Below are 18,519 nucleotides of genomic sequence, written 5' to 3' on the forward strand. Positions count from 1 at the left end.
TGTGTCGTGGCGTCGCCTAGCGCATGATGAATCTGGGTCGAGTTGATCGGGCCGCGGGAGTGCTTCGCCTCTCCCGCTTGCGGGAGAGGCCGACGCGCTCGCAGAGCGCGGCGGGTGAGGGCTCTCGCCGCGCAGGGACATCCTCCGCAATCCTCGACAACCCCGACGCGGAGACACCCTCTCCCCAACCCTCCCCCGCAAGCGGGGGAGGGAGCGCACCTTCTTTGCGGTTGGCAGCCGGGCCCAATCTCATCATCATTCCGATCTCAGCGGGATCGGCACAAAACCCTGCTCCGCGGCATCGCCCTCGCTGTCCGCGAGGCCCAGCGGCGTCAGGGGACGCCGGTTGACTCGCAGATCGAAAATGTCGAACCGGTTATAGTGCCCGACGATGTCGTGCATCTGCTTCGGCTGGATGCAGCGCTCGAGGTCGATGTCGGCATAGACGATGCCTTCGTCGTCGATCAAGGGATCGCCGACCACGCGTCCGTCCGGCCCGATGATACCCGAGAATGCGCTCGACTTCCGTTGCAGACGTGCGCGTGCGTCGGGAACGATGGCCTCCATCGCCGCGATGATCTCCTCCGACACGGTCGAGCAGGAGACGATCGTAAAGATCTTGCCTTCGAAGGAGTGGGCAATCGCGCGCAATTTGATCGCCTCCGCCATATCATAGTCGGGGGGCGCGACGGGAAGCGAGATGTAGCTGGCGACGTGCACGAGCTCGCCCTGCCCGAGCAGCGCAAAGCGCGCGAGCGTGTTGGTGTTCTCGCCGCAGGCCAGGCCTCCGAGACGCCCGATCTCTGTATCATAGACGCGCAGGCTCGACCCGTCACCGCCGGTCCAGGTCAGCTTCTCTGCCCAGGTCGGCACCAGCTTGCGATGCTTGCCGAGCAAGGCGCCGTCAGGGCCGATGAAAACCAGCGTATTGTAGATCGCGCCGAGCGAGATCGGGCTGCGCTCGTTCACGCCGAGCACGACGTGGCATCCCGTATCGCGCGCGGCCTTTCGGACCACGTCGACTTCCGGCCCCGGCACCAGCACCGACGCCTTGGCGAGCTTCTCGAACCATGCACTGCCGGTGACGGGATCCGTGATCCAGTTCCAATAGGGATAGCCGGGAACGAACACTTCGGGGAACGCGACGAGCTTCGCCCCATTGGCTGCGGCCTCACGGACCAGTGAAGCCGCCTTCTCCGCGGTCGCGCTCGCGTTGAGATAGACTGGTGAAGCCTGGACGGCGGCGGCTTTAAAGCGAGGCAGCTTCAGCATCAGCCCTACCCTGTCGCTGGCTCATCACCGCCTTGTCGGAGGGAGCATCCGCAAGCGTGATAGCATGGCGCGGCGTTGACTTACTTCACATGTAAACGTATGCTATCGCATATTTCTGGAGGGTGCAATGGCTGAACGGTCTTTTGCTCGCGAGGTCGAGGATCTCAGGCTCGGCGATGGCGACACGTTCCGCGGCGAAGGCATCCTCGCCATCACCAAGGCGCTGCTGCAATCGGGCGTCGCCTATGTCGGCGGCTACCAGGGCTCGCCGATCTCGCATCTGATGGACGTGCTGGCCGACGCCAAGGATGTGCTCGACGATCTCGGCGTCGTATTCCAGAGCTCGGCCAATGAAGCCGCCGCCGCGGCGATGCTGTCCGCATCGGTGATGTATCCCTTGCGCGGCGCGGTTGCGTGGAAGTCGACCGTCGGTACCAACGTCGCCTCCGACGCTCTTGCCAACCTCGCCTCGGGCGGTGTCACCGGCGGCACCATGATCATCGTCGGCGAGGACTATGGCGAAGGCTCCTCCATCATGCAGGAGCGTACCCACGCCTTCGCGATGAAGTCGCAGATGTGGCTGCTCGATCCCCGCCCCGAGCATGAATGCATCGTCAATCTGATCGAGAAGGGCTTCGAGCTCTCCGAGGTCTCCAACACGCCGGTCATGCTGGAGGTGCGCGTGCGCGCCTGCCACATGCACGGCAGCTTCGCCTGCAAGGACAATGTCAGGCCGGCGCACACCATCAGGGACGCGCTCAACAATCCCAAGCGTGACGTCAACCGCATCGTGCTGCCGCCGGCGGCCTATGAGCACGAGCAGGAGAAGATCAAGACGCGGATGCCCGCTGCCATCGGATTCATTCAGGACAACAAGCTGAATGAGTGGATGGGGCCGAAGCACGGCAAGGTCGGCATCATCATGCAGGGCGGCATGTACAACAACGTCATCCGCGCGCTGCAATATCTCGGGCTGTCGGATGCCTATGGCAACACGCAGATCCCGCTCTACATCATGAACGTCACCTACCCCGTGATCGACGCCGAGGTTGCGGAATTCTGCGTCGACAAGGACGCCGTGCTCATCGTCGAGGAAGGCCAGCCGGAATATCTGGAGCAGGCGATCAATACGGTCTTGCGCCGCAAAGACATCCAGGCGCGCGTTCACGGCAAGGACGTGCTGCCGATGGGCGGCGACTACACCGCGCAGGTGCTGCTCGGCGGCGTCAGGGAATTCCTGGAGAAGACCGAGCCGCGGCTGCTCGGCAACCGGCCGCCGGCGCCGGACGCAGCGCCCGTGCTCAATCACCCCGCGGTCGAGAAGCTCAAGCAGGTGGTGCCGGCGCGCCCGCCCGGGCTTTGCACCGGCTGCCCGGAACGGCCGATCTTCGCCGCCATGAAGCTGGTCGAGGAAGAGCTCGGCCAGCACCACGTCTCCGCGGACATCGGCTGCCATCTGTTCTCGATCCTTCCGCCGTTCAACATCGGCGCGACCACGATGGGCTTCGGCCTCGGCCCGGCCTCGACCTCGGCCTTCAACGTCAAGGCCGACAAGCGCTCGATCGCGGTGATGGGCGACGGCGGCTTCTGGCACAACGGACTGACCAGCGGCATCGGCAATGCCGTGTTCAACAAGCATGACGGCGTGTTCGTCATCGTCGACAATTACTACACCTCGGCGACGGGCGGTCAGGACATCCTGTCGTCACGCGCGGTCAACAAGCGCCGCAAGACCAACAATTCCATCGTGCAGGCGGTGAAGGGCATCGGCGGCCAGTGGGTGCGCCAGCTCGACCGCACCTACGACGTCGGCAAGATGCGCGACACGCTGAAGGAAGCGCTGACGACGAAAGAGGAAGGCCCGAAGGTCATCGTCGCGTCCTCCGAATGCATGCTGAACAAGCAGCGGCGCGTGAAGCCGCAGATCAACAAGGCGATCAAGGACGGGACGCGCATCGTCAAGGAGCGCTTTGGCGTCGACGAAGACGTCTGCACCGGCGACCATGCCTGCATCCGCCTCTCCGGCTGCCCGTCACTGTCGGTGAAGCAGCTCGACGACCCCCTGCGCGACGATCCGGTCGCGGCGATCGACAATTCCTGCGTCGGCTGCGGCAATTGCGGCGAAGTCGCCGAGGCCGCCGTGCTCTGCCCCTCGTTCTATCGAGCCGACGTCATCCATAATCCGACTCGCTGGGACATGTTCAAATCCAAGCTCGCCATGAGCGTGATCGGCTGGCTGCAGCGTCGGCGCGACCGCCGGCGGCCGGCGCTCGAGGCACTGGCATGAGGGACGAGACGGTCCGGCTGGCCCTCCCCGCCGCAGGCGAAGCGACCGAGCGGCCGATCTCAATCGCGATTGTCGCGATGGGCGGTCAGGGCGGCGGCGTCCTGACCGACTGGATCGTTCAGCTCGCCGAGAACCATGGCTGGGTCGCGCAGTCCACCTCGGTGCCCGGCGTCGCCCAGCGCACCGGTGCCACCATCTACTATATCGAGGCGATGCCGCCGCTCGACGGCCGCAAGCCGATCCTGTCGCTGATGCCGACCCCGGGCGACGTCGACGTGGTGATGGCGGCGGAATTCATGGAGGCCGGGCGATCGATCCTGCGCGGCCTCGTGACGCCGGATCGCACCACGCTGATCGCGTCCAACCACCGGTCGTTTGCGATCGGCGAGAAGATCGCACCGGGCAACGGCATCGCCGACGGCGGCGCCGTGACCGGCGCCATCGGAATTGCGGCGAAGACCGAGATCATCTTCGATCTGAACGCGCTGGCGATCGCGCATGGCAGCGTCATCTCGGCCGCGATGTTCGGCGCGCTCGCAGGCGCAGGCGTGCTGCCGTTCAGCCGCGAAAGCTATCTCGACGTCATCCGCACCGGCGGCAAAGGTGCGAAGGCCAGCGTCGAGACTTTCGAGGCCGCCTTCGAGCGGGTCAAGACCGGCCCGACCGAAGTTGCGGTGCCCGCGCCAACCAAACCAGCCGACGATACCCCCTCTTTGGCGAGGCCCGATCCGCAGCTCGGTGAGCTTGTCGCAAGATTGAATCAGGAGTTGTCCGAGCCTGCACTCGGCATGGCTCGTGCAGGCTTGCGGAAGGTCATCGACTTCCAGGACATCGCCTATGGCGGCGAATATCTCGACATCCTCAAGAGGTTGCACGCAGCCGACCGAAACGCCGGCGGTGGGGCACATGCCTATGCCTTCACGGAAGCCGCGGCAAAGTACCTCGCCAACGCCATGACCTATGACGACGTCATCCGCGTCGCCGACCTCAAGACGCGCGCCGGCCGCCGCGCGCGCATCGAGAGCGAGCTCGAGATGTCGAACGGACAGGTGCTCCAGACCACCGAGTTCATGCATCCCCGCATGGAGGAAGTGATGGGCATGCTGCCGGCAGGCTTCGGCCGCTGGCTCGGCGCGCGACCGCGCCTGCTCGGCTGGCTCGATCGCCGCGTCAACCGGGGACGCCGGGTGCGAACCTACTCGCTGCCCTGGTTCCTGGCCCTCTATGTCGTCGGCGGGATGCGCGGCCTGCGCCGCCGCTCGCTGCGTCACGCCGTCGAGACGGCGCATCGGGATTCATGGCTCAAGGCCGCGACCGAGGCTGTCGGCACCAATTACCAGCTCGGTGTCGAGATCCTGCAATGCCGACGCCTCGTCAAAGGCTATTCAGACACTCACAGCCGGGGGCTGTCGAAATTCGACAGGACGCTCGCGGCGATCAAGCTGGTGGAGCGCCGCGAGGATGCCGCCGACTGGGCGCGCCGCCTGCGGGAGGCCGCGCTGAAGGACAGCGCAGGAACGGCGCTCGACGGCGTGATCCAGACCATCAAGACTTTCGCATGATTCCACGGGCGCCGGACACAGGCTTGGATTGCCGTTCGCCCCGCAGGAGGTCAGGATCGGACGGCTTGACTACGATTCTCAGGTTGTTAATCGGAGCGAACGACCCGCGGTAATTCCCTTCACTCGACGAGACATTCTGTACTCGATGGTCATGCGATGCCGGCAGCACTCAAGGAGAACATTGTTCCCGTCCCTGGGCAGATCGAAACCCGGCTCTGGCTCCAATTGCTGTCGCTGCACGGTGAGCTGTTCGCCTCGCTCAATTCGATGCTGAATTCGGAGTTCGGCCTGTCGCTGGCAAAATTCGACGTGCTGGCCCAGCTCGATCGTTACCAGGATGGCCTGGCGCTCGGGCAATTGTCGCAAAATCTGAAGGTGACCGGCGGCAATGTCTCGGGGCTGGTACAACGTCTTCTCGCCGACGACCTCATCAGCAGGGAGATGTCGAGCGAGGACCGGCGGTCCTTCATCGTGCGCCTGACGCCGAAAGGCGAAGCGCTGTTCCGGAAGGCGGCCGAAATCCACAAGAAGCATCTCGCCAAACGGCTCGAGAACGTCTCGGCCCGGGAGCTGGACGCCGCGTTGTCCGTGCTGAAATCGCTGTCCTCGAAACTTCACACCGAGAGCAAGAAGCAAAGTCGCAAGAGATAATGGCCAGAGAATCCAAGAGCAGATGGAAGTCGGGTCCGCCGAGGACGAGGGACCAGCTGCAAACCTACATTCCGTATCTGTTCAACCGGCTCGCCAATCGCTGGAACCTGGATCAGAACCGCGATTTGAGCGAGCACGGCATCAACAACGTCGTGTTCCGGACGCTGTCGGTGCTGTTCATCTACAAGACCCTTACCGTCAACGAGGTCGCCGTTCTCGCGGTGACCGAGCAGTCGACGGCGAGCCGCATGGTCGAGTCCATGGTGTCGTCGGGCCTCGTCAAGCGCGAGATCGCCGAGGAGGACCAGCGCCGCCGCGTCGTCGGCCTGACGCCGGAGGGCGAAGCGCTGCTGCGCAAGATCTGGCCGATCATGGCGAACAATTACGACAAGCTGGTCGCGGGCATCGAGCCCGACGACATCGAGGTCTGCGCACGGGTGCTGGCCAAGATGGTCGAGAATATCCGCCAGAACCAGATCTAGAGCGCGCGCGTCAAGGCCCGAGGCCGACGAGGCTGGTGCCGCCGCAGACATAGAGCACCTGGCCGGTGACGAAATCGGAGTGCTCGTCGAGGAAGAACGAGATTGCGTGTGCGACATCCTCGCGCGAGCCGAGCCGCCCGACCGGAACGTTGCGCGCCATCCGCTCCTGCTGCTCGGAGCCCTTCGGGATGATGCCCCAGAAATTATCGGTCAGGATCGGCCCCGGCGCGACGACATTCACGGTGATGCCGCTCGCGGCAAGCTCCAGCGCCCAGGTCCTTGCCATGCCGTGCACGCCGGCCTTGGTGGCCGAATAGGCCGAGCGCGTCACTGCCCCCATCGCGGCGCGCGAAGAGACGAACACGATGCGCCCGAAGCGGCGCGCACGCATCCCTTCCAGCGCCGCCTGGGTCAGGAGCATCGGCGCGCCCAGATGCAACTGCGCGAGCATCAATATGTCTTCCGGCTTGGCGTCGGGCAGCAGGTTCGGCAGGATGACCCCGGCATTGTGGACCAGGCTGTCGACGGCGTGATCGCGGCAGATCTCCTGCGCGATCGCACGCGTCTGTTCGATATCGGTGAGGTCGGCGCGATAGGCCGCGAGCAGATCATGGGTCCAGCCGGGCTGCTCCAGCCCGATCGAGACCACGCGCTGCCCGCGCGCGACGAGCTTCTTCGCCAGGGCCTCGCCGATCCCCGAATTGCCGCCGGTGATGAGGGTGGTGCGGATCTCGCTCATGATCAGACCCTTCTTTGATCAGACCTTCTTGATCAGACTTGCCGCTTCTTGAGGTCGCGCAGGTCGAAGAACGCGCCTTCGCGCATCAGCTTCCCGACAAAATCCTTCAACCCGCCGCGCTGGATCTTCTCGGTCGCGGTCAACGGCAGGCTGTCGGCGAAGCAGATCCAGCCCGGCGCCTTGTAATAGGCCATCTGCTCAAGGCTCCAGCGCACGATCTCTTCGGCGAGCGCGCGGTCCGCGCCGGCCTTCTCAGCGATGATGACCGCCGCAACCTCGTCGCCGCGCACCTGATCCGGCGTCGCCGCAACCGCGGCCTGCCGGATCGCGGGATGGCGGTTGAGAACGGATTCGACCTCGACCGCGGCGATGTTCTCGCCGGAGCGACGGATCACGTTTTTCTTGCGATCGACGAAGTGCAGGTCGCCGTCCGCATCGCGCGACACGATATCGCCAGTGTGCAGCCAGCCGCCGGCCCACGCCTCGATGGTGGCAGCCTCGTTCTTGAGATATTCGCGGAAGAAGCCGTAGCGCGGATCAGCGCCGGCGCGCCGCACCAACAGCTCGCCGGGCACATCGAGCGGGGCATCATTGCCGCCGTCATCGACGATCCGAACCTCGATCTCGGGGGCCGGGCGACCAAAACAGCTGGTGCCGATCTTGCGCGGCTCGACATTGGCGGCGATGACGCCGCCGCTGCCGGTCTCGGTCATCGCCCAGGCCTCCAGCAGCGGGAAGCCGAAGCGCTGCTCGAACGTGGCGTGCAGTAGCTTGTCGACGCCGGCGCCGAAGCCGAAGCGCACGCTGTGCGCGCGGTCCAGCTCCGACGGCGGCGCGCTCATCAGCATCGAGGGCATCACGCCGAGATAATGCAGGCAGGTGGCACGGCTGTCGCGCACCGAGGCCCACCAGCTGCGCGGGTGGAAGCGATCGAGCATGGTCAAGCAGCCGCCGACCGACAGCATCGCCATCAGCGACACCGCCATCGCGTTCATGTGGAACAGCGGCAACGGAGTGATCATACGCTCGCCGTCTGGCTTGAGGTCGATCAGCCCGCCGACGTCGCGATACCAGTTTCCGCAATGCAGGAAATAGGTGTTGGTGAGGACGCAGCCCTTGGGCTGGCCCGTCGTCCCCGACGTATAGAGCAGCGCGCATTCGCTTCTCTCGCTTGCCGCGGTCAAGGGCCGCGCACCGCCGAAGGGCGCGGGAACGTCGTCCTGATCGTCCACGACAGGGATCGGCCGGCCGGCCTGACGCGCGGCCAGCTCCACCTCCTCGCGCCGTTCGGTGAGGACGAACGCAGCATTCATCTCGGAATGCCCGATGATGTATTCGAGCTCGCTGAGACGGAGGTCCGGATTGATCGGCACCACCGAGACGCCGAGCGCATTGAGCGCGAACCACAGCTCGATGAAGACAGGCCTGTTCTGGAGCAGCAGCCCGACCCGGTGGCCTTCGCCGTAGCCGCGGCTCGCAAACGCTACGCGCCGGCGCTCGACCCGGTCGAGCATCGCGCGGTAGGAAATCTCGCCCGCCGCGATGCCGTAGATGCCTGCGGTCTCCGGCAGCACGTTGAGGAAGCCCGCCTCGCCACGGCGGAGCGCGGTCTCTTGAAAACGGGCATGGACAGTGGTCGCAGCGGTCAAGGCAGTCTCACATGAAAAGCTGGATGTTGCCGAACGGCGCATCGAAATTGACGAGATCGACCCGCTTGAGCTTGATCTTCAGGGCATCGCCGACCTGCACGAGCTCGTGCGAGGCCCATCCCGAATAGCGTTCCAGCATATCGCCGCGCGTCTCGGTGTAGATGTAGGAAGTCCGTGCCTTGAACATTCCGGCAGCAGGATCGCACGCGACGATCTGCGGTGCCTGGAGCAGATGATGGCAACGGCTCTTCGGCTTCTGGCTGAAGGTGCGCTCGCCGGCGAGCCGCTCGACCCGCACCTTCAGGAGCAGCAGGTCCTCGTACATCAGGGACGGCTGCAGCACCGGATCCTGCTGCTGCCATTCCAGCGGCATCCAGTAACGCCCTTCGGGGTGAAACAGATCGAGCCAGGCCTGCCACTCCATCGTGTCGAGCAGCTCGGCCTCGCGATAGATGAAGTCCGTGATGGTCTTCTCGCCGATCATTCCGCAGCCTCGATGCGCTCGTCCATGCCCATGGTGATGAATTTCGCCCAGGCGTGAAACTGGTTCCGCATCTGCCGCTCGGACGTGCCGTTGATCACCGCCGTGACGTCCTGCTCTTCGTGGCCGTCGTAGAGCCGCCGCAGATTGACCCATTGATTGCCGTTGGACTTCAGTCCCTCCTGCGCCCGCTCGTACATCTCGAGGTCGTCGTGGCCGACGATCGAGGTCGGCGCGTTGATGAAGCGGTTGTACATCAATGCGCGCTCGTAGAGCTTGTCGGGCGCGCCGACCAGGCGATAGACCCAGCTCTCGACCAGCGTCTTGTCGACCGCGATCGGGATGAAATTGCGCAGGATCTGGACAGCGCCCTTCACCATGATGTTCGGGAAGTAGACGGTGTTGTGCCTGACTTCGCCAAGGATCTCATGCGCGCGCTGCTCGCCATAGGCCGCGACCATCTGGTCGAGATAGCCGGGGATATCCGAATAGTTCGAATGGATGGAGTTGGCGACGCCGGTGTGGCCGTGGCCGTTCGGCCAGATCCGGATGCCGCTCTGCTCGTAGAACTCGTACGGGCTCATGAAGGGGCCGTAGAGCTGCACCGCCATCGGCGTTTCCGTGGAATCGCCCTGCTCGCGCTTCCAGACCTTGACCGCGGTGCCGGCCGAGCTCTCATGCGCCACCATCGGATGGCAAGTGTCGGTCTGGTTCTCGACCAGCATCTTCCAATTGCACGTGTGCATGTAGCGGATCGGCGTCGCCTGGACCGCGAGCTTGCCCTCCGGCGAGCGGTCGATCATGTTGTCAATGGTCGAAAGACTTTCGCCGAAATAATCCTCAAAGGAGACGCCGTCATCGCTCAAGCGAGCGAAGATGAAATCGCGGTAAATGACGACGTTCCTGACCTTCGACAACCCTTCATTCGCCTGGGTGTCGCCGAAGCCGGTGCCCTCGTAGCCCTTCTTCAGCGGGATCGCGAGCAGGGAGCCGTCAGTCTTGAAAGACCAGGCGTGATAAGGGCAGCGGAAGAACTTTCCGGTGTTGCCGCAGGGTTCGGACGCGATCTTCACGCCTTTGTGCGGGCAGCGATTGTAGAACACATGGATGGAGCCGTCGGTATGGCGGCTGGCCATGACCGGCTGTCGGCCGATATTGGCCGTGATGAAATCGCCGGGTTTTGCAAGTTGACTCGCGTGGCCGACATAGACCCAGCTGTTGGGAAACAGGTGCTCCATCTCGAGCTCGAAGATCTCGGGGGCGACATAGACGTCGCGATGCACCTCGGCCTCGCGCACCAGCGCCGCAATCGCGCGGGCATTCCCGCCGTATCTTTTCATGGCGTTCCTCGCCTCCCCTAGAGATCCAGCACCAGACGTTCCGACTTCGCACGTGACACGCAGATCTGCATGACCTTGTTGGACGCTCTCTCCTCGTCGCTGAGGATGACGTCGCGATGATCGGGGACTCCCGCGATCACGCCGCACTGGCAGATGCCGCAATCGCCGCGCCGGCAATCGTAGAGCACGTCGAAGCCGGCCGCCTCCAGTGCCTCGATGATGGTCTGCCCCGCCGCAACGCCGACGACCTGCCCGGTCGACTTGATCTCGACCTCGAACGGCCGGTCAGGCGACGACGGCTGCTCGGATTTGAAGAGCTCGTAGTGAACGCGGTCGGCTGACACACCCGCGGCGGCCGCAGCCGCCTTCACCGCCTCGATCATGCCCGAAGGGCCACAGACATAGACGTGGGCGTTTGCTGCGGCACCGCCGAGCGCCGCGGCAATGTCGAGGCGGGATTCATCGCTGTCGTAGTGGACAGACAGCCCTCCGGCGCAGATCTCCTGCAATTGCGGCAGGAACGCCAGCAATCCTTGCGTGCGCCCCGCATAGTGCAGGCGATATGAGCTTCCCCGCGCCGCCAGCTCCGCCGCCATCGACAGAACGGGCGTGATGCCGATGCCACCGGCGAACAGCAGCGCCGGCGCTGCTCCCTCGTGCAGGCGAAAATTGTTGACCGGCGCGCTCGCCTTCACGACGTCGCCGACCTTGAGCGCGTGCATGAACTGCGAGCCGCCGCTCGAGGCCTCCTCGCGCAGGACACCAAGCGCCAGCGCATCTTCAGGAAGTCCCGGCAACGCCATCAGCGAGTACGGCCGGTCTCCGCCATTCGGGAGCGCGACGCGGAGATGCGCGCCTGCCTGCCATTGCGGCACGACGCCGTCCTCCACACCAAACACAAGGCTCCGTATGAACGGCGTCTCCGCGACATACGACCTGACCTTGAGCTTGAGCTTGAGCGGATGCACGTCCATTCAGGCATCTCACGGATTATATGAATTTGCATATTTTTAGACATGTAATAATTCGCTGTCAATCGCCAGCACGGGGGCAGGGACGAAAGCCGGCGATAATGCCGATCCGGCAATACTTCGAGACACCTGCCTATTTCGGCACGCAGCTCAGGAAGGCGGCAGGCGGCATACCGGACCCGACGAATGCAAGCTGGCCGACCTCATTTCAGAAATCAGAACTTACAGCCTGAGCAGCGCCCGCTCGTCCCGACGTGAGGGCCCATCGCGATCAAGCAGCAGCCGCCTGGTATAAGCACTCGCGAAGCCAGGCGTGGCCCTTGTCCTCCTGATTGCGCGGATGCCACAGCGCGACGATGCGAGCGGGCGGCAGATCGAGCGGCGGTGGCGTGAGATCGAGCTCGTGGGCGAAGCGGATCAGGAAGCGCCGCGGAAGGGTGCAGATGCAGTCGCTGTGCGCAAGGATGACCGGCGCCAGCGCATAGGTCTGGATCGAGACGGCAACGCGCCGGGAGCGGCCGAGCACCGCCAGCGCGTCGTCGACCAGGCCCGAGAAACCGCCGCCATCGGCGGAAATCAGCAGATGGTCAAGCGCGCAAAAGCTGTCGAGATCGAGCGGGCCGTTGCCGCGCGGATGACCCTTGCGCTGTGCGGACAGGAAGCCGTCCTCGAACAGCGGTCGCTGCATCAGCTCGCCATGTGCGCGGTCGGCTCCCGTCACCAGGATGTCGATCTCTCCCCTTTCGAGCTGATCCACGACATCGCGCGCGGGGTGAACAAGGGCGAGCCGCGCCCGCTCGGCCATCGCGGTCAAGCGCGCGACCAGGCCGGGCGCCAGCGTCACGGCCGGGTTCTCGTGGATGGCAACGACGAAGGTGCGCTGGCTGCGGGCGGGGTCGAACACGGCCGGTCCCTCCACCATGCGACGAAGCTTGCCGAGCACGTCCGCAAGCGCCGTCTGCAACTCCACCGCCCGCGTCGTCGGCACGACGCCGCGCCCGCTCGCGGCGGATACGAACAGCGGATCGGCAAAGATCTGCCGCAGCCGGTTCAGCCGCGCCGAGAGCGCAGGCTGCCCGATATTGAGCCGGGAGGCCGCGCGCGTCACGTTCCGCTCGCGCAGAAGAGCCTCCAGAGCCAGCAACAGACCAAGATCGATCTCGGCGAGATCGTTATCATCGGCCGGCCGACCCCGGCCGTGTTCCGCATCCTGCATCGGTGGCACCTCCGTCTGGGGCATGTCGCGACCGCGACGAGCCGCGATACGAGGGTTAGGGCCAAAACGCCGGCGTGAAAAGCTGGGCCAGCTTCCTTTCCGATATCGACCATGTCGATGGGACCTATCGAGCCCGCGACTCTCCCCAAGGCCTGGCTCGCTTCGTACCTCACCGTCACCGCGGCCCGGGCAACCAGCCCTACGCCACGGTCCAGTGGAGGACATCTTGATGATTCACGCGGCCAAGACCTATCAGATCGGCGAAGCATCCATCACGCGGATCGACGAGTTGCGGCTTGCCGCATTCAAGTTCGACGCGCTCTATCCGGAAGGCGAGCCGCAGGCGCTGGGGCGCCATCGCGACCGCCTGGAGGCGGGCTCGTTCGATGCTGCGACAGGCACCTTCATCCAAAGCATTCACAGCTGGCTGGTCAAGACGCCGCACCACACGATCCTGATCGACACGGCCACCGGCAACGACAAGCACCGACCGGAGATTCCGCCGCTTCACCGGCTCAACGAGCCGTTCCTGGCGCGGCTCGCCGCAGCGGGTGTCACGCCGGAGCAGGTCGATTACGTGCTGCTCACCCACGTGCATGGCGATCACGTCGGCTGGAACACCCGCCTCGTCGACGGACGCTGGGTCCCGACCTTCCCGAATGCGACCTACGTCTTCTCTGCGATCGAGCAGGCCTATGGCGAGAGCCTCGCGACGGGCACAGAGCCGACCGGAACGGCCCGCCCTGCCCCGTCCCTCGGTCCGGCGCTGCGCAAGCCGGCCGACCGTGTCTATGACGACAGCGTCCGGCCGGTGGTCGAGGCCGGACTTGCCAAGCTCATCGCGGTGGACGGACGCGAGGTACTCGAAGGCATCTCGTTCGTTCCGACACCCGGTCATAGCGTCGATCACGCCTCCATCCGCCTCGTCTCGCGCGGCGAGGAGGCGCTGTTCGCCGGAGACGTGATGCACCACCCGCTCCAGGTCTATGAGCCTTCGCTCAATTCCTGCTTCTGCGAATTCCCGGAAGCCGCGTTGCGCTCGCGCGCCTTCGTGCTGGAGAATGCTGCCGAGCGGGGCGCGACCATCTTCACCACCCATTTCGCACAGTCATCGGTCGGCCGCGTCAGCCGCACCGGAGGACGCTTCACCTGGCAACTCGTCTGAACGGAGAGCGATCATGAACCAGCACGCCAGCGCGCGCGTCGACAGGCCCGAGATCGTGGTCGAGGATCTCATGATCCCGAGCGACACGGCCGGAATTTCGCTTCACCTGCGCAACAAGCGCCCCGTGGCGCTCGAGACCTTCTCCGCCGAGCGAACCATCCTGATGATGCACGGCGCGACCTATTCATCGGGAAGCCTTTTCGATACGCCACTCGACGGCCTCTCGTTCATGGATCATCTCGCCGGCCATGGCTACGACGTCTTCGCGCTCGACGTGCGCGGCTATGGCCAATCGACCCGCCCGTCCGAGATGGACGCGCCGCCGGAGCAGTCCGAACCGCTCGTGCGCACCGAGGCCGGCGTGCGTGACCTCGCCAGCGCCGTCGCGTACATCCTCAAGCAACGCAGGATCGCGCGCCTCAATCTGGTTGCCATGTCCTGGGGCGGCTCGGTGGCCGGCGCTTACACCGCAGGCAACAACGACAAGGTCGTCAAGCTCGCGCTGGTCGCGCCGCTTTGGGTGCTGCAGGGTCCGGCTCCGATCGATGCAGGCGGGCGCCTCGGCGGCTATCGCAACGTTCCGGTGCTGGACTTCAGGACGCGCTGGCTCTCGGCTGCGCCGGAAGCGGCACGATCGAGCTTGATCCCGGCGGGCGGCTTCGAGCGCTGGGCCAATATCTCGCTCGCGACCGACCCGTCAGGCAGCGCGCAAGCGCCTCCCATCATGCGTGCGGTCAACGGCCCGATCCTGGACATCCGCGAATACTGGGCCGCCGGCAAGAGGCTCTACGACGCCGGCGACATTCGCGTGCCCGTGCTCCTGGTCCACGCGGAATGGGATCAGGACGTGCCCATCGCTTCGGCGCAGGACCTGTTCCTTTCGCTGAAGCATGCGCCATACCGGCGATGGGTCGAGATCGGCGAAGGCACGCACATGGTTCTGCTGGAGAAGAACCGTCTGCAGGCGTTCGATGCGATCAACCAGTTTCTCGGCGAAGATTACAGCTAGCGCGGGCGCCCTGCTGCACCGCGAAAATTACTCGCGCCGCAACATTCAAAAATGAGACTGCCAGTCAAGCCGAACGAGGCTGCGATGGGTGCAGCGCATCCGACTTCGGCTAGCTTTCCTCCAAAGCCGCGGGCTTCGAGCGCCACGGGCACCATACGGTTCGTCGCGGCAACAAGCGATGACACAGGGAGGAGCACATGTCGAAATGCAGCATCGGACTGCTCGCGTTGAGCAGCCTGTTTCTTTCGGGCGCGGCGATCGCCCAGGAAAAGATCAAGGTGGGCGTGACCGCAACGCTCGAGGGCACCTACACGGTGCTCGGCGAGGACGGCATGCGCGGCCACCAGACCGCGCTCAACGTGCTCGGCAAGAAGGTCGGCGACAAGGAACTCGAATTCATCGTCGCTTCGACCGATGCAACGCCGGACTCCGCCGTGCGCGCCGTGCGCAAGCTGATCGAGCAGGACAAGGTGCAGATCCTGCTGTCGCCGCTCTCCGGCGACGAAGGCATCGCGGTCAAGAATTTTGCCAAGAGCCATCCCGGGCTGACATTCATCAATGCCGCATCCGGTGCGCAGGAAACGACCTATGTCGACCCGGCACCGAACTTCTTCCGCTACAACATGGACGGCGCGCAGTGGCAGATCGGCCTCGGCAAATACGCCTATGAAGAGAAGAAGTATCGCAAGATCGCGACCGTCGGCGAGGACTATTCCTTCATCTATACCCAGGTGTTCGGGTTGGTGCTCGAGTTCTGCGGCATGGGCGGACAGGTCACCAACCGGCAATGGGTGCCGCTGGGAACGAAGGACTTCGCCTCCGTCATCGCTGCCCTGCCCGACGACGTCGACGCCATCTATCTCGGGCTTGGCGGCGCCGACGCCGTCAACTTCCTCAACCAGTATCAGCAGGCCGGCGGCAAGGCGCATCTGATGGGCGGTTCTATCATGATCGACCAGACCATCCTGTCGTCGAAGGGCAACGCCAAGAACGCGCTGATCGGAACCATCGCGGCGAGCGGCCAGGCCGACACTTGGGAGGATCCGGGCTGGCAGAAGTTCGTGAAGGCCTATCAGGACGCCTTCCCGCCCAACAAGCGCTTCCCGAGCCCGTCGCTGCTCGCCACCAACTACTATAATTCGACCATGGCGCTGATCCTCGCACTGCGTCAGGTTAACGGCGATCTCTCCAACAACCAGGCCAAGTACAAGGAAGCGCTGGCGAAGATCGAGCTCGACGCACCGAACGGCAAGATCAAGCTCGACTCCAACCGCCAGGCGATCGGCACCAACTTCGTCACCGAAGTCGTCGACGACGGCAAGGGCGCGCTGTTCAGCAAGGTCGTGAAGGTGATCCCGAACGTGAACCAGACGCTCGGCTACGACCCGGCCGTGTTCTCCAAGATCGGGCTGCCGAGCCGCACCGTGCCGGAATGTAAGAAATACTGACGCATCACGTCAGGCAGACGCAACCGGGGAGCGACTCGCTGACGCGGTCGCTCTCCGCTCTTGCAATCTCGGCGGTGTTGTTGAAGGCTGGCCGAAAAGACAAGAATGCTCGGGAGGGGAAGGCATGAGCCGTGCGCTCGCCGTCTTCCACGGCCGCTTCGGCCGGGCGACGGTTTATCAGTTGAACCGGCCTTTCAATATCCACGCCCATCGCGAAGGTCATCTGATCTTCCATGTCGGCGGCATGTCGGCATGCATCGACGTCTCCGACGGGCATTACGATCTCACCGAGACGTCGGTCGTCGCCGTCAATCCCTGGGAGCCGCACAACTTTCTGCCGACCGATCTTGACGGCGGCGCCATCTTCTTCGTGCTCTACGTCAACGCCGAATGGTTTGCGCCGGATGCCTCCGGCTCCGACCGGTTGCGCTTCGGCCGCACCCAGTTCAAGCGCACGCCAGCACTCGACAAGCACATCAGGCGGACCGCCGCGCTCGTGTGCGGCGCACCATCGCTCTCCAGTCTCGATTCCGAGCTGAGGCGACTGATCGACATCTGCTACGACGAAAGCTGGCAGCAGGCCGAGATCGCGCGCGATCCGCGCGCAGGCGGCGTCACCGATTTTCGCGTCCGCAAGTGCATCAAGATGATGTCGGAGAGCCCCGGCGCTGAAATCGAGCTCGACACCATCGCGCGCGAATCCGGCCTGTCGCGACCGCATTTTTACCGCCTGTTCCGCGTGCAGACCGGCGTCACGCCAAACCTCTACCTCAACACGCTGATCATGGAACAGGCGCTCGAAGCGCTGGTGGCGAGCGAGACACCGATCGCCGACATCGGCTTCGATCTCGGCTTCTCCTCGCAGAGCGGTTTCACGCGCTTTTTTGCCGCCAATGTCGGGATGGCCCCGACCGATTATCGTCGCGCCGCCAAGGTTTTGCGCGCCTGAGCGCAGGCCACGAAAAGATACTCACGATCAAACGTCGCCCTCGCCGCTTGGCTAGGATGCCGGCAACCCGATCCCGGAAAAGAGGATCGCGCGTGACGGGAGGACGTTCGCTCATGGCAGGGCCAGCAGCCGGCAACGGCTTGCATGCCCCCTCGCCCCACTTGCGGGGAGAGGGTCTGGGTGAGGAGGAGTCTCCGCAAGTGCGGCGGCAGTTTGACTCGCGGAGAGTCTCCCTCGCCCGGCGCTACGCGCCGACCTCTCCCCGCAAGCGGGGCGAGGTGAAGCCATGAGCCGCTTCGTCGAACGCCATCCGGCCTGGGCGCTGATTACGATCATCGCGATTGCGGTCGGGCTCTGGCTGATCTTCGCGGTCTGGCCGCCGGGGCTGGAAGAGGCGATCGGCCGCAAGCGCGTCTTCCTCAACGCGGTGTTCAATGGCATCACGCTTGGCGGCCTCTACTTCCTGGTCGCCAGCGGCTTCACGCTGATCTTCGGCCTGATGCGCAACGTCAACCTCGCGCACGGCTCGCTCTATCTGTTCGGCGGCTATATCGGCTACGCCATCAGCTCATCGACCGGCTCCTGGATCCTCGGCTTCGTCGTCGCCTTCATCCTGACCGCTGTCGTCGGCGTGCTGCTGCAGGTGATCGTGTTCCGCCGGATGGAGGGCCAGGATCTCAGGCAAACCATGGTGACGATCGGGCTCTCGATCGTGTTTGCCGATCTCATGCTGTGGGCCTGCGGGGGCGACTTCTACCAGATCCAGACCCCGAAATGGCTGATCGGTCCCATCGAGCTGCCGCTGGTGACTGCGATCAAATCCTCGGGCGATCCGGTCTACCTCAGATATCCACTCGTCAGGCTCGTGATCTTCGTGGCCTCCGTGGTGATCGGCGTCGCGATGTGGCTCGCGCTCAACCGCACCCGGATCGGCATGATCATCCGCGCCGGCGTGGACGACCGCGATATTCTCGCCGCGACGGGCGTGCGCATCCAGCTCGTCTTCGTCGGCGTGTTCGCCTTCGGCGCGGGGCTTGCCGGCATCGCCGGCGTCGTCGGCGGCACCTTCCAGTCATTGTCGCCCGGCGAAGACATCCGTTTCCTGCTGGCGTCCCTCGTGGTTGTGATCGTGGGCGGCATGGGCTCGATCCCGGGCGCCGCGCTCGGCGCGCTGATCATCGGCCTCGCCGAGCAGCTCGGCTCGGTCTACATCCCGACCTACGCCATCGTCGTGACCTTCCTGATCATGGTGCTGGTGCTGGCGATCAGGCCGCAAGGCCTATTGGCGAGGCGCTGAG

Annotated in this window: 16 protein-coding genes; 9 read left to right on the plus strand and 7 right to left on the minus strand. The window is 64.6% G+C overall.

Going from position 1 to position 18,519, the window contains the following annotated elements:
* Positions 1 to 255 precede the first annotated feature (255 nt).
* The gene (locus ABIA45_RS12860) at positions 256 to 1,272 is read right to left on the minus strand and encodes a carbon-nitrogen hydrolase family protein (RefSeq protein WP_404652269.1); all 1,017 of its coding nucleotides are present in this window, start codon (positions 1,270 to 1,272) and stop codon (positions 256 to 258) included.
* A 127-nt stretch (positions 1,273 to 1,399) separates the two neighbouring features.
* Here ABIA45_RS12860 and ABIA45_RS12865 point away from each other — a divergent pair, with 127 nt between their 5' ends.
* The 4 genes from ABIA45_RS12865 to ABIA45_RS12880 all read left to right on the plus strand — a co-directional run bounded on the left by ABIA45_RS12865 (position 1,400) and on the right by ABIA45_RS12880 (position 6,254).
* Complete coding sequence (locus ABIA45_RS12865) at positions 1,400 to 3,559, plus strand: thiamine pyrophosphate-dependent enzyme (protein WP_404652270.1); 2,160 nt, start codon at positions 1,400 to 1,402, stop codon at positions 3,557 to 3,559.
* Positions 3,556 to 5,121 carry an indolepyruvate oxidoreductase subunit beta family protein gene (locus ABIA45_RS12870; protein WP_404652272.1) on the plus strand — a complete coding sequence of 522 codons (1,566 nt, stop codon included), beginning with the start codon at positions 3,556 to 3,558 and terminating at the stop codon, positions 5,119 to 5,121. The genes ABIA45_RS12865 and ABIA45_RS12870 overlap by 4 nt, the downstream gene beginning before the upstream one ends.
* A gap of 156 nt (positions 5,122 to 5,277) precedes the next feature.
* Positions 5,278 to 5,772 (plus strand): MarR family winged helix-turn-helix transcriptional regulator, encoded by a 495-nt coding sequence (locus tag ABIA45_RS12875; protein ID WP_404652274.1) that lies wholly within the window; start codon positions 5,278 to 5,280, stop codon positions 5,770 to 5,772.
* Positions 5,772 to 6,254: a MarR family winged helix-turn-helix transcriptional regulator gene (locus tag ABIA45_RS12880; RefSeq protein WP_036013385.1), complete on the plus strand. Its 483-nt coding sequence runs from the start codon at positions 5,772 to 5,774 to the stop codon at positions 6,252 to 6,254. Before ABIA45_RS12875 ends, ABIA45_RS12880 begins: the two co-directional genes overlap by 1 nt.
* A gap of 10 nt (positions 6,255 to 6,264) precedes the next feature.
* On the opposite strand, the gene ABIA45_RS12885 is transcribed toward ABIA45_RS12880, so the two are convergent.
* From ABIA45_RS12885 to ABIA45_RS12910, 6 genes are all read right to left on the minus strand, one after another.
* Positions 6,265 to 6,993, minus strand: coding sequence for an SDR family NAD(P)-dependent oxidoreductase (locus ABIA45_RS12885; RefSeq protein WP_271540769.1), 729 nt, complete (start codon positions 6,991 to 6,993; stop codon positions 6,265 to 6,267).
* A 32-nt stretch (positions 6,994 to 7,025) separates the two neighbouring features.
* Positions 7,026 to 8,642, minus strand: coding sequence for an ATP-dependent acyl-CoA ligase (locus tag ABIA45_RS12890; RefSeq protein ID WP_404652277.1), 1,617 nt, complete (start codon positions 8,640 to 8,642; stop codon positions 7,026 to 7,028).
* A 7-nt stretch (positions 8,643 to 8,649) separates the two neighbouring features.
* Positions 8,650 to 9,126 carry an aromatic-ring-hydroxylating dioxygenase subunit beta gene (locus ABIA45_RS12895; RefSeq protein ID WP_157282390.1) on the minus strand — a complete coding sequence of 159 codons (477 nt, stop codon included), beginning with the start codon at positions 9,124 to 9,126 and terminating at the stop codon, positions 8,650 to 8,652.
* Positions 9,123 to 10,463: a Rieske 2Fe-2S domain-containing protein gene (locus ABIA45_RS12900; protein WP_404652280.1), complete on the minus strand. Its 1,341-nt coding sequence runs from the start codon at positions 10,461 to 10,463 to the stop codon at positions 9,123 to 9,125. The genes ABIA45_RS12895 and ABIA45_RS12900 overlap by 4 nt, the downstream gene beginning before the upstream one ends.
* Before the next feature lie 17 nt (positions 10,464 to 10,480).
* Complete coding sequence (locus tag ABIA45_RS12905) at positions 10,481 to 11,437, minus strand: PDR/VanB family oxidoreductase (RefSeq protein ID WP_271540773.1); 957 nt, start codon at positions 11,435 to 11,437, stop codon at positions 10,481 to 10,483.
* Between the two features lie 268 nt (positions 11,438 to 11,705).
* Positions 11,706 to 12,650, minus strand: coding sequence for a LysR family transcriptional regulator (locus ABIA45_RS12910; RefSeq protein WP_271540774.1), 945 nt, complete (start codon positions 12,648 to 12,650; stop codon positions 11,706 to 11,708).
* Positions 12,651 to 12,879: 229 nt separating this feature from the next.
* Between ABIA45_RS12910 and ABIA45_RS12915 the strand changes: the two genes are divergently transcribed.
* The 5 genes from ABIA45_RS12915 (at position 12,880) to ABIA45_RS12935 (ending at position 18,518) form a co-directional block, all read left to right on the plus strand.
* Entirely contained in the window at positions 12,880 to 13,815 is a 936-nt protein-coding gene (locus ABIA45_RS12915) for an MBL fold metallo-hydrolase (protein ID WP_271540789.1), read from the plus strand.
* Between the two features lie 13 nt (positions 13,816 to 13,828).
* The gene (locus ABIA45_RS12920; protein ID WP_271540775.1) at positions 13,829 to 14,824 is read left to right on the plus strand and encodes an alpha/beta hydrolase; all 996 of its coding nucleotides are present in this window, start codon (positions 13,829 to 13,831) and stop codon (positions 14,822 to 14,824) included.
* 197 nt (positions 14,825 to 15,021) lie between these two features.
* Positions 15,022 to 16,272 (plus strand): ABC transporter substrate-binding protein, encoded by a 1,251-nt coding sequence (locus tag ABIA45_RS12925; protein ID WP_036013367.1) that lies wholly within the window; start codon positions 15,022 to 15,024, stop codon positions 16,270 to 16,272.
* 124 nt (positions 16,273 to 16,396) lie between these two features.
* Positions 16,397 to 17,221, plus strand: a complete 825-nt coding sequence (locus ABIA45_RS12930) for an AraC family transcriptional regulator (protein WP_157282395.1) — start codon at positions 16,397 to 16,399, stop codon at positions 17,219 to 17,221.
* 286 nt (positions 17,222 to 17,507) lie between these two features.
* Positions 17,508 to 18,518 carry a branched-chain amino acid ABC transporter permease gene (locus tag ABIA45_RS12935; protein ID WP_157282396.1) on the plus strand — a complete coding sequence of 337 codons (1,011 nt, stop codon included), beginning with the start codon at positions 17,508 to 17,510 and terminating at the stop codon, positions 18,516 to 18,518.
* Position 18,519 lies beyond the last annotated feature (1 nt).

The organism is Bradyrhizobium sp. USDA 336, assembly GCF_044908355.1.
GTDB lineage: Bacteria > Pseudomonadota > Alphaproteobacteria > Rhizobiales > Xanthobacteraceae > Bradyrhizobium > Bradyrhizobium yuanmingense.

Bases quoted from the DNA above. Each gene is read 5' to 3' on its own strand.
- ABIA45_RS12875 (WP_404652274.1), top strand. From the start codon at position 5,278: ATGCCGGCAGCACTCAAGGAGAACATTGTTCCCGTCCCTGGGCAGATC.
- ABIA45_RS12895 (WP_157282390.1), bottom strand. From the start codon at position 9,126: ATGATCGGCGAGAAGACCATCACGGACTTCATCTATCGCGAGGCCGAG.
- ABIA45_RS12910 (WP_271540774.1), bottom strand. From the start codon at position 12,650: ATGCAGGATGCGGAACACGGCCGGGGTCGGCCGGCCGATGATAACGAT.
- ABIA45_RS12900 (WP_404652280.1), bottom strand. From the start codon at position 10,463: ATGAAAAGATACGGCGGGAATGCCCGCGCGATTGCGGCGCTGGTGCGC.
- ABIA45_RS12860 (WP_404652269.1), bottom strand. From the start codon at position 1,272: ATGCTGAAGCTGCCTCGCTTTAAAGCCGCCGCCGTCCAGGCTTCACCA.
- ABIA45_RS12915 (WP_271540789.1), top strand. From the start codon at position 12,880: ATGATTCACGCGGCCAAGACCTATCAGATCGGCGAAGCATCCATCACG.
- ABIA45_RS12865 (WP_404652270.1), top strand. From the start codon at position 1,400: ATGGCTGAACGGTCTTTTGCTCGCGAGGTCGAGGATCTCAGGCTCGGC.
- ABIA45_RS12870 (WP_404652272.1), top strand. From the start codon at position 3,556: ATGAGGGACGAGACGGTCCGGCTGGCCCTCCCCGCCGCAGGCGAAGCG.
- ABIA45_RS12925 (WP_036013367.1), top strand. From the start codon at position 15,022: ATGTCGAAATGCAGCATCGGACTGCTCGCGTTGAGCAGCCTGTTTCTT.
- ABIA45_RS12920 (WP_271540775.1), top strand. From the start codon at position 13,829: ATGAACCAGCACGCCAGCGCGCGCGTCGACAGGCCCGAGATCGTGGTC.
- ABIA45_RS12885 (WP_271540769.1), bottom strand. From the start codon at position 6,993: ATGAGCGAGATCCGCACCACCCTCATCACCGGCGGCAATTCGGGGATC.
- ABIA45_RS12930 (WP_157282395.1), top strand. From the start codon at position 16,397: ATGAGCCGTGCGCTCGCCGTCTTCCACGGCCGCTTCGGCCGGGCGACG.
- ABIA45_RS12935 (WP_157282396.1), top strand. From the start codon at position 17,508: ATGAGCCGCTTCGTCGAACGCCATCCGGCCTGGGCGCTGATTACGATC.
- ABIA45_RS12880 (WP_036013385.1), top strand. From the start codon at position 5,772: ATGGCCAGAGAATCCAAGAGCAGATGGAAGTCGGGTCCGCCGAGGACG.
- ABIA45_RS12905 (WP_271540773.1), bottom strand. From the start codon at position 11,437: ATGGACGTGCATCCGCTCAAGCTCAAGCTCAAGGTCAGGTCGTATGTC.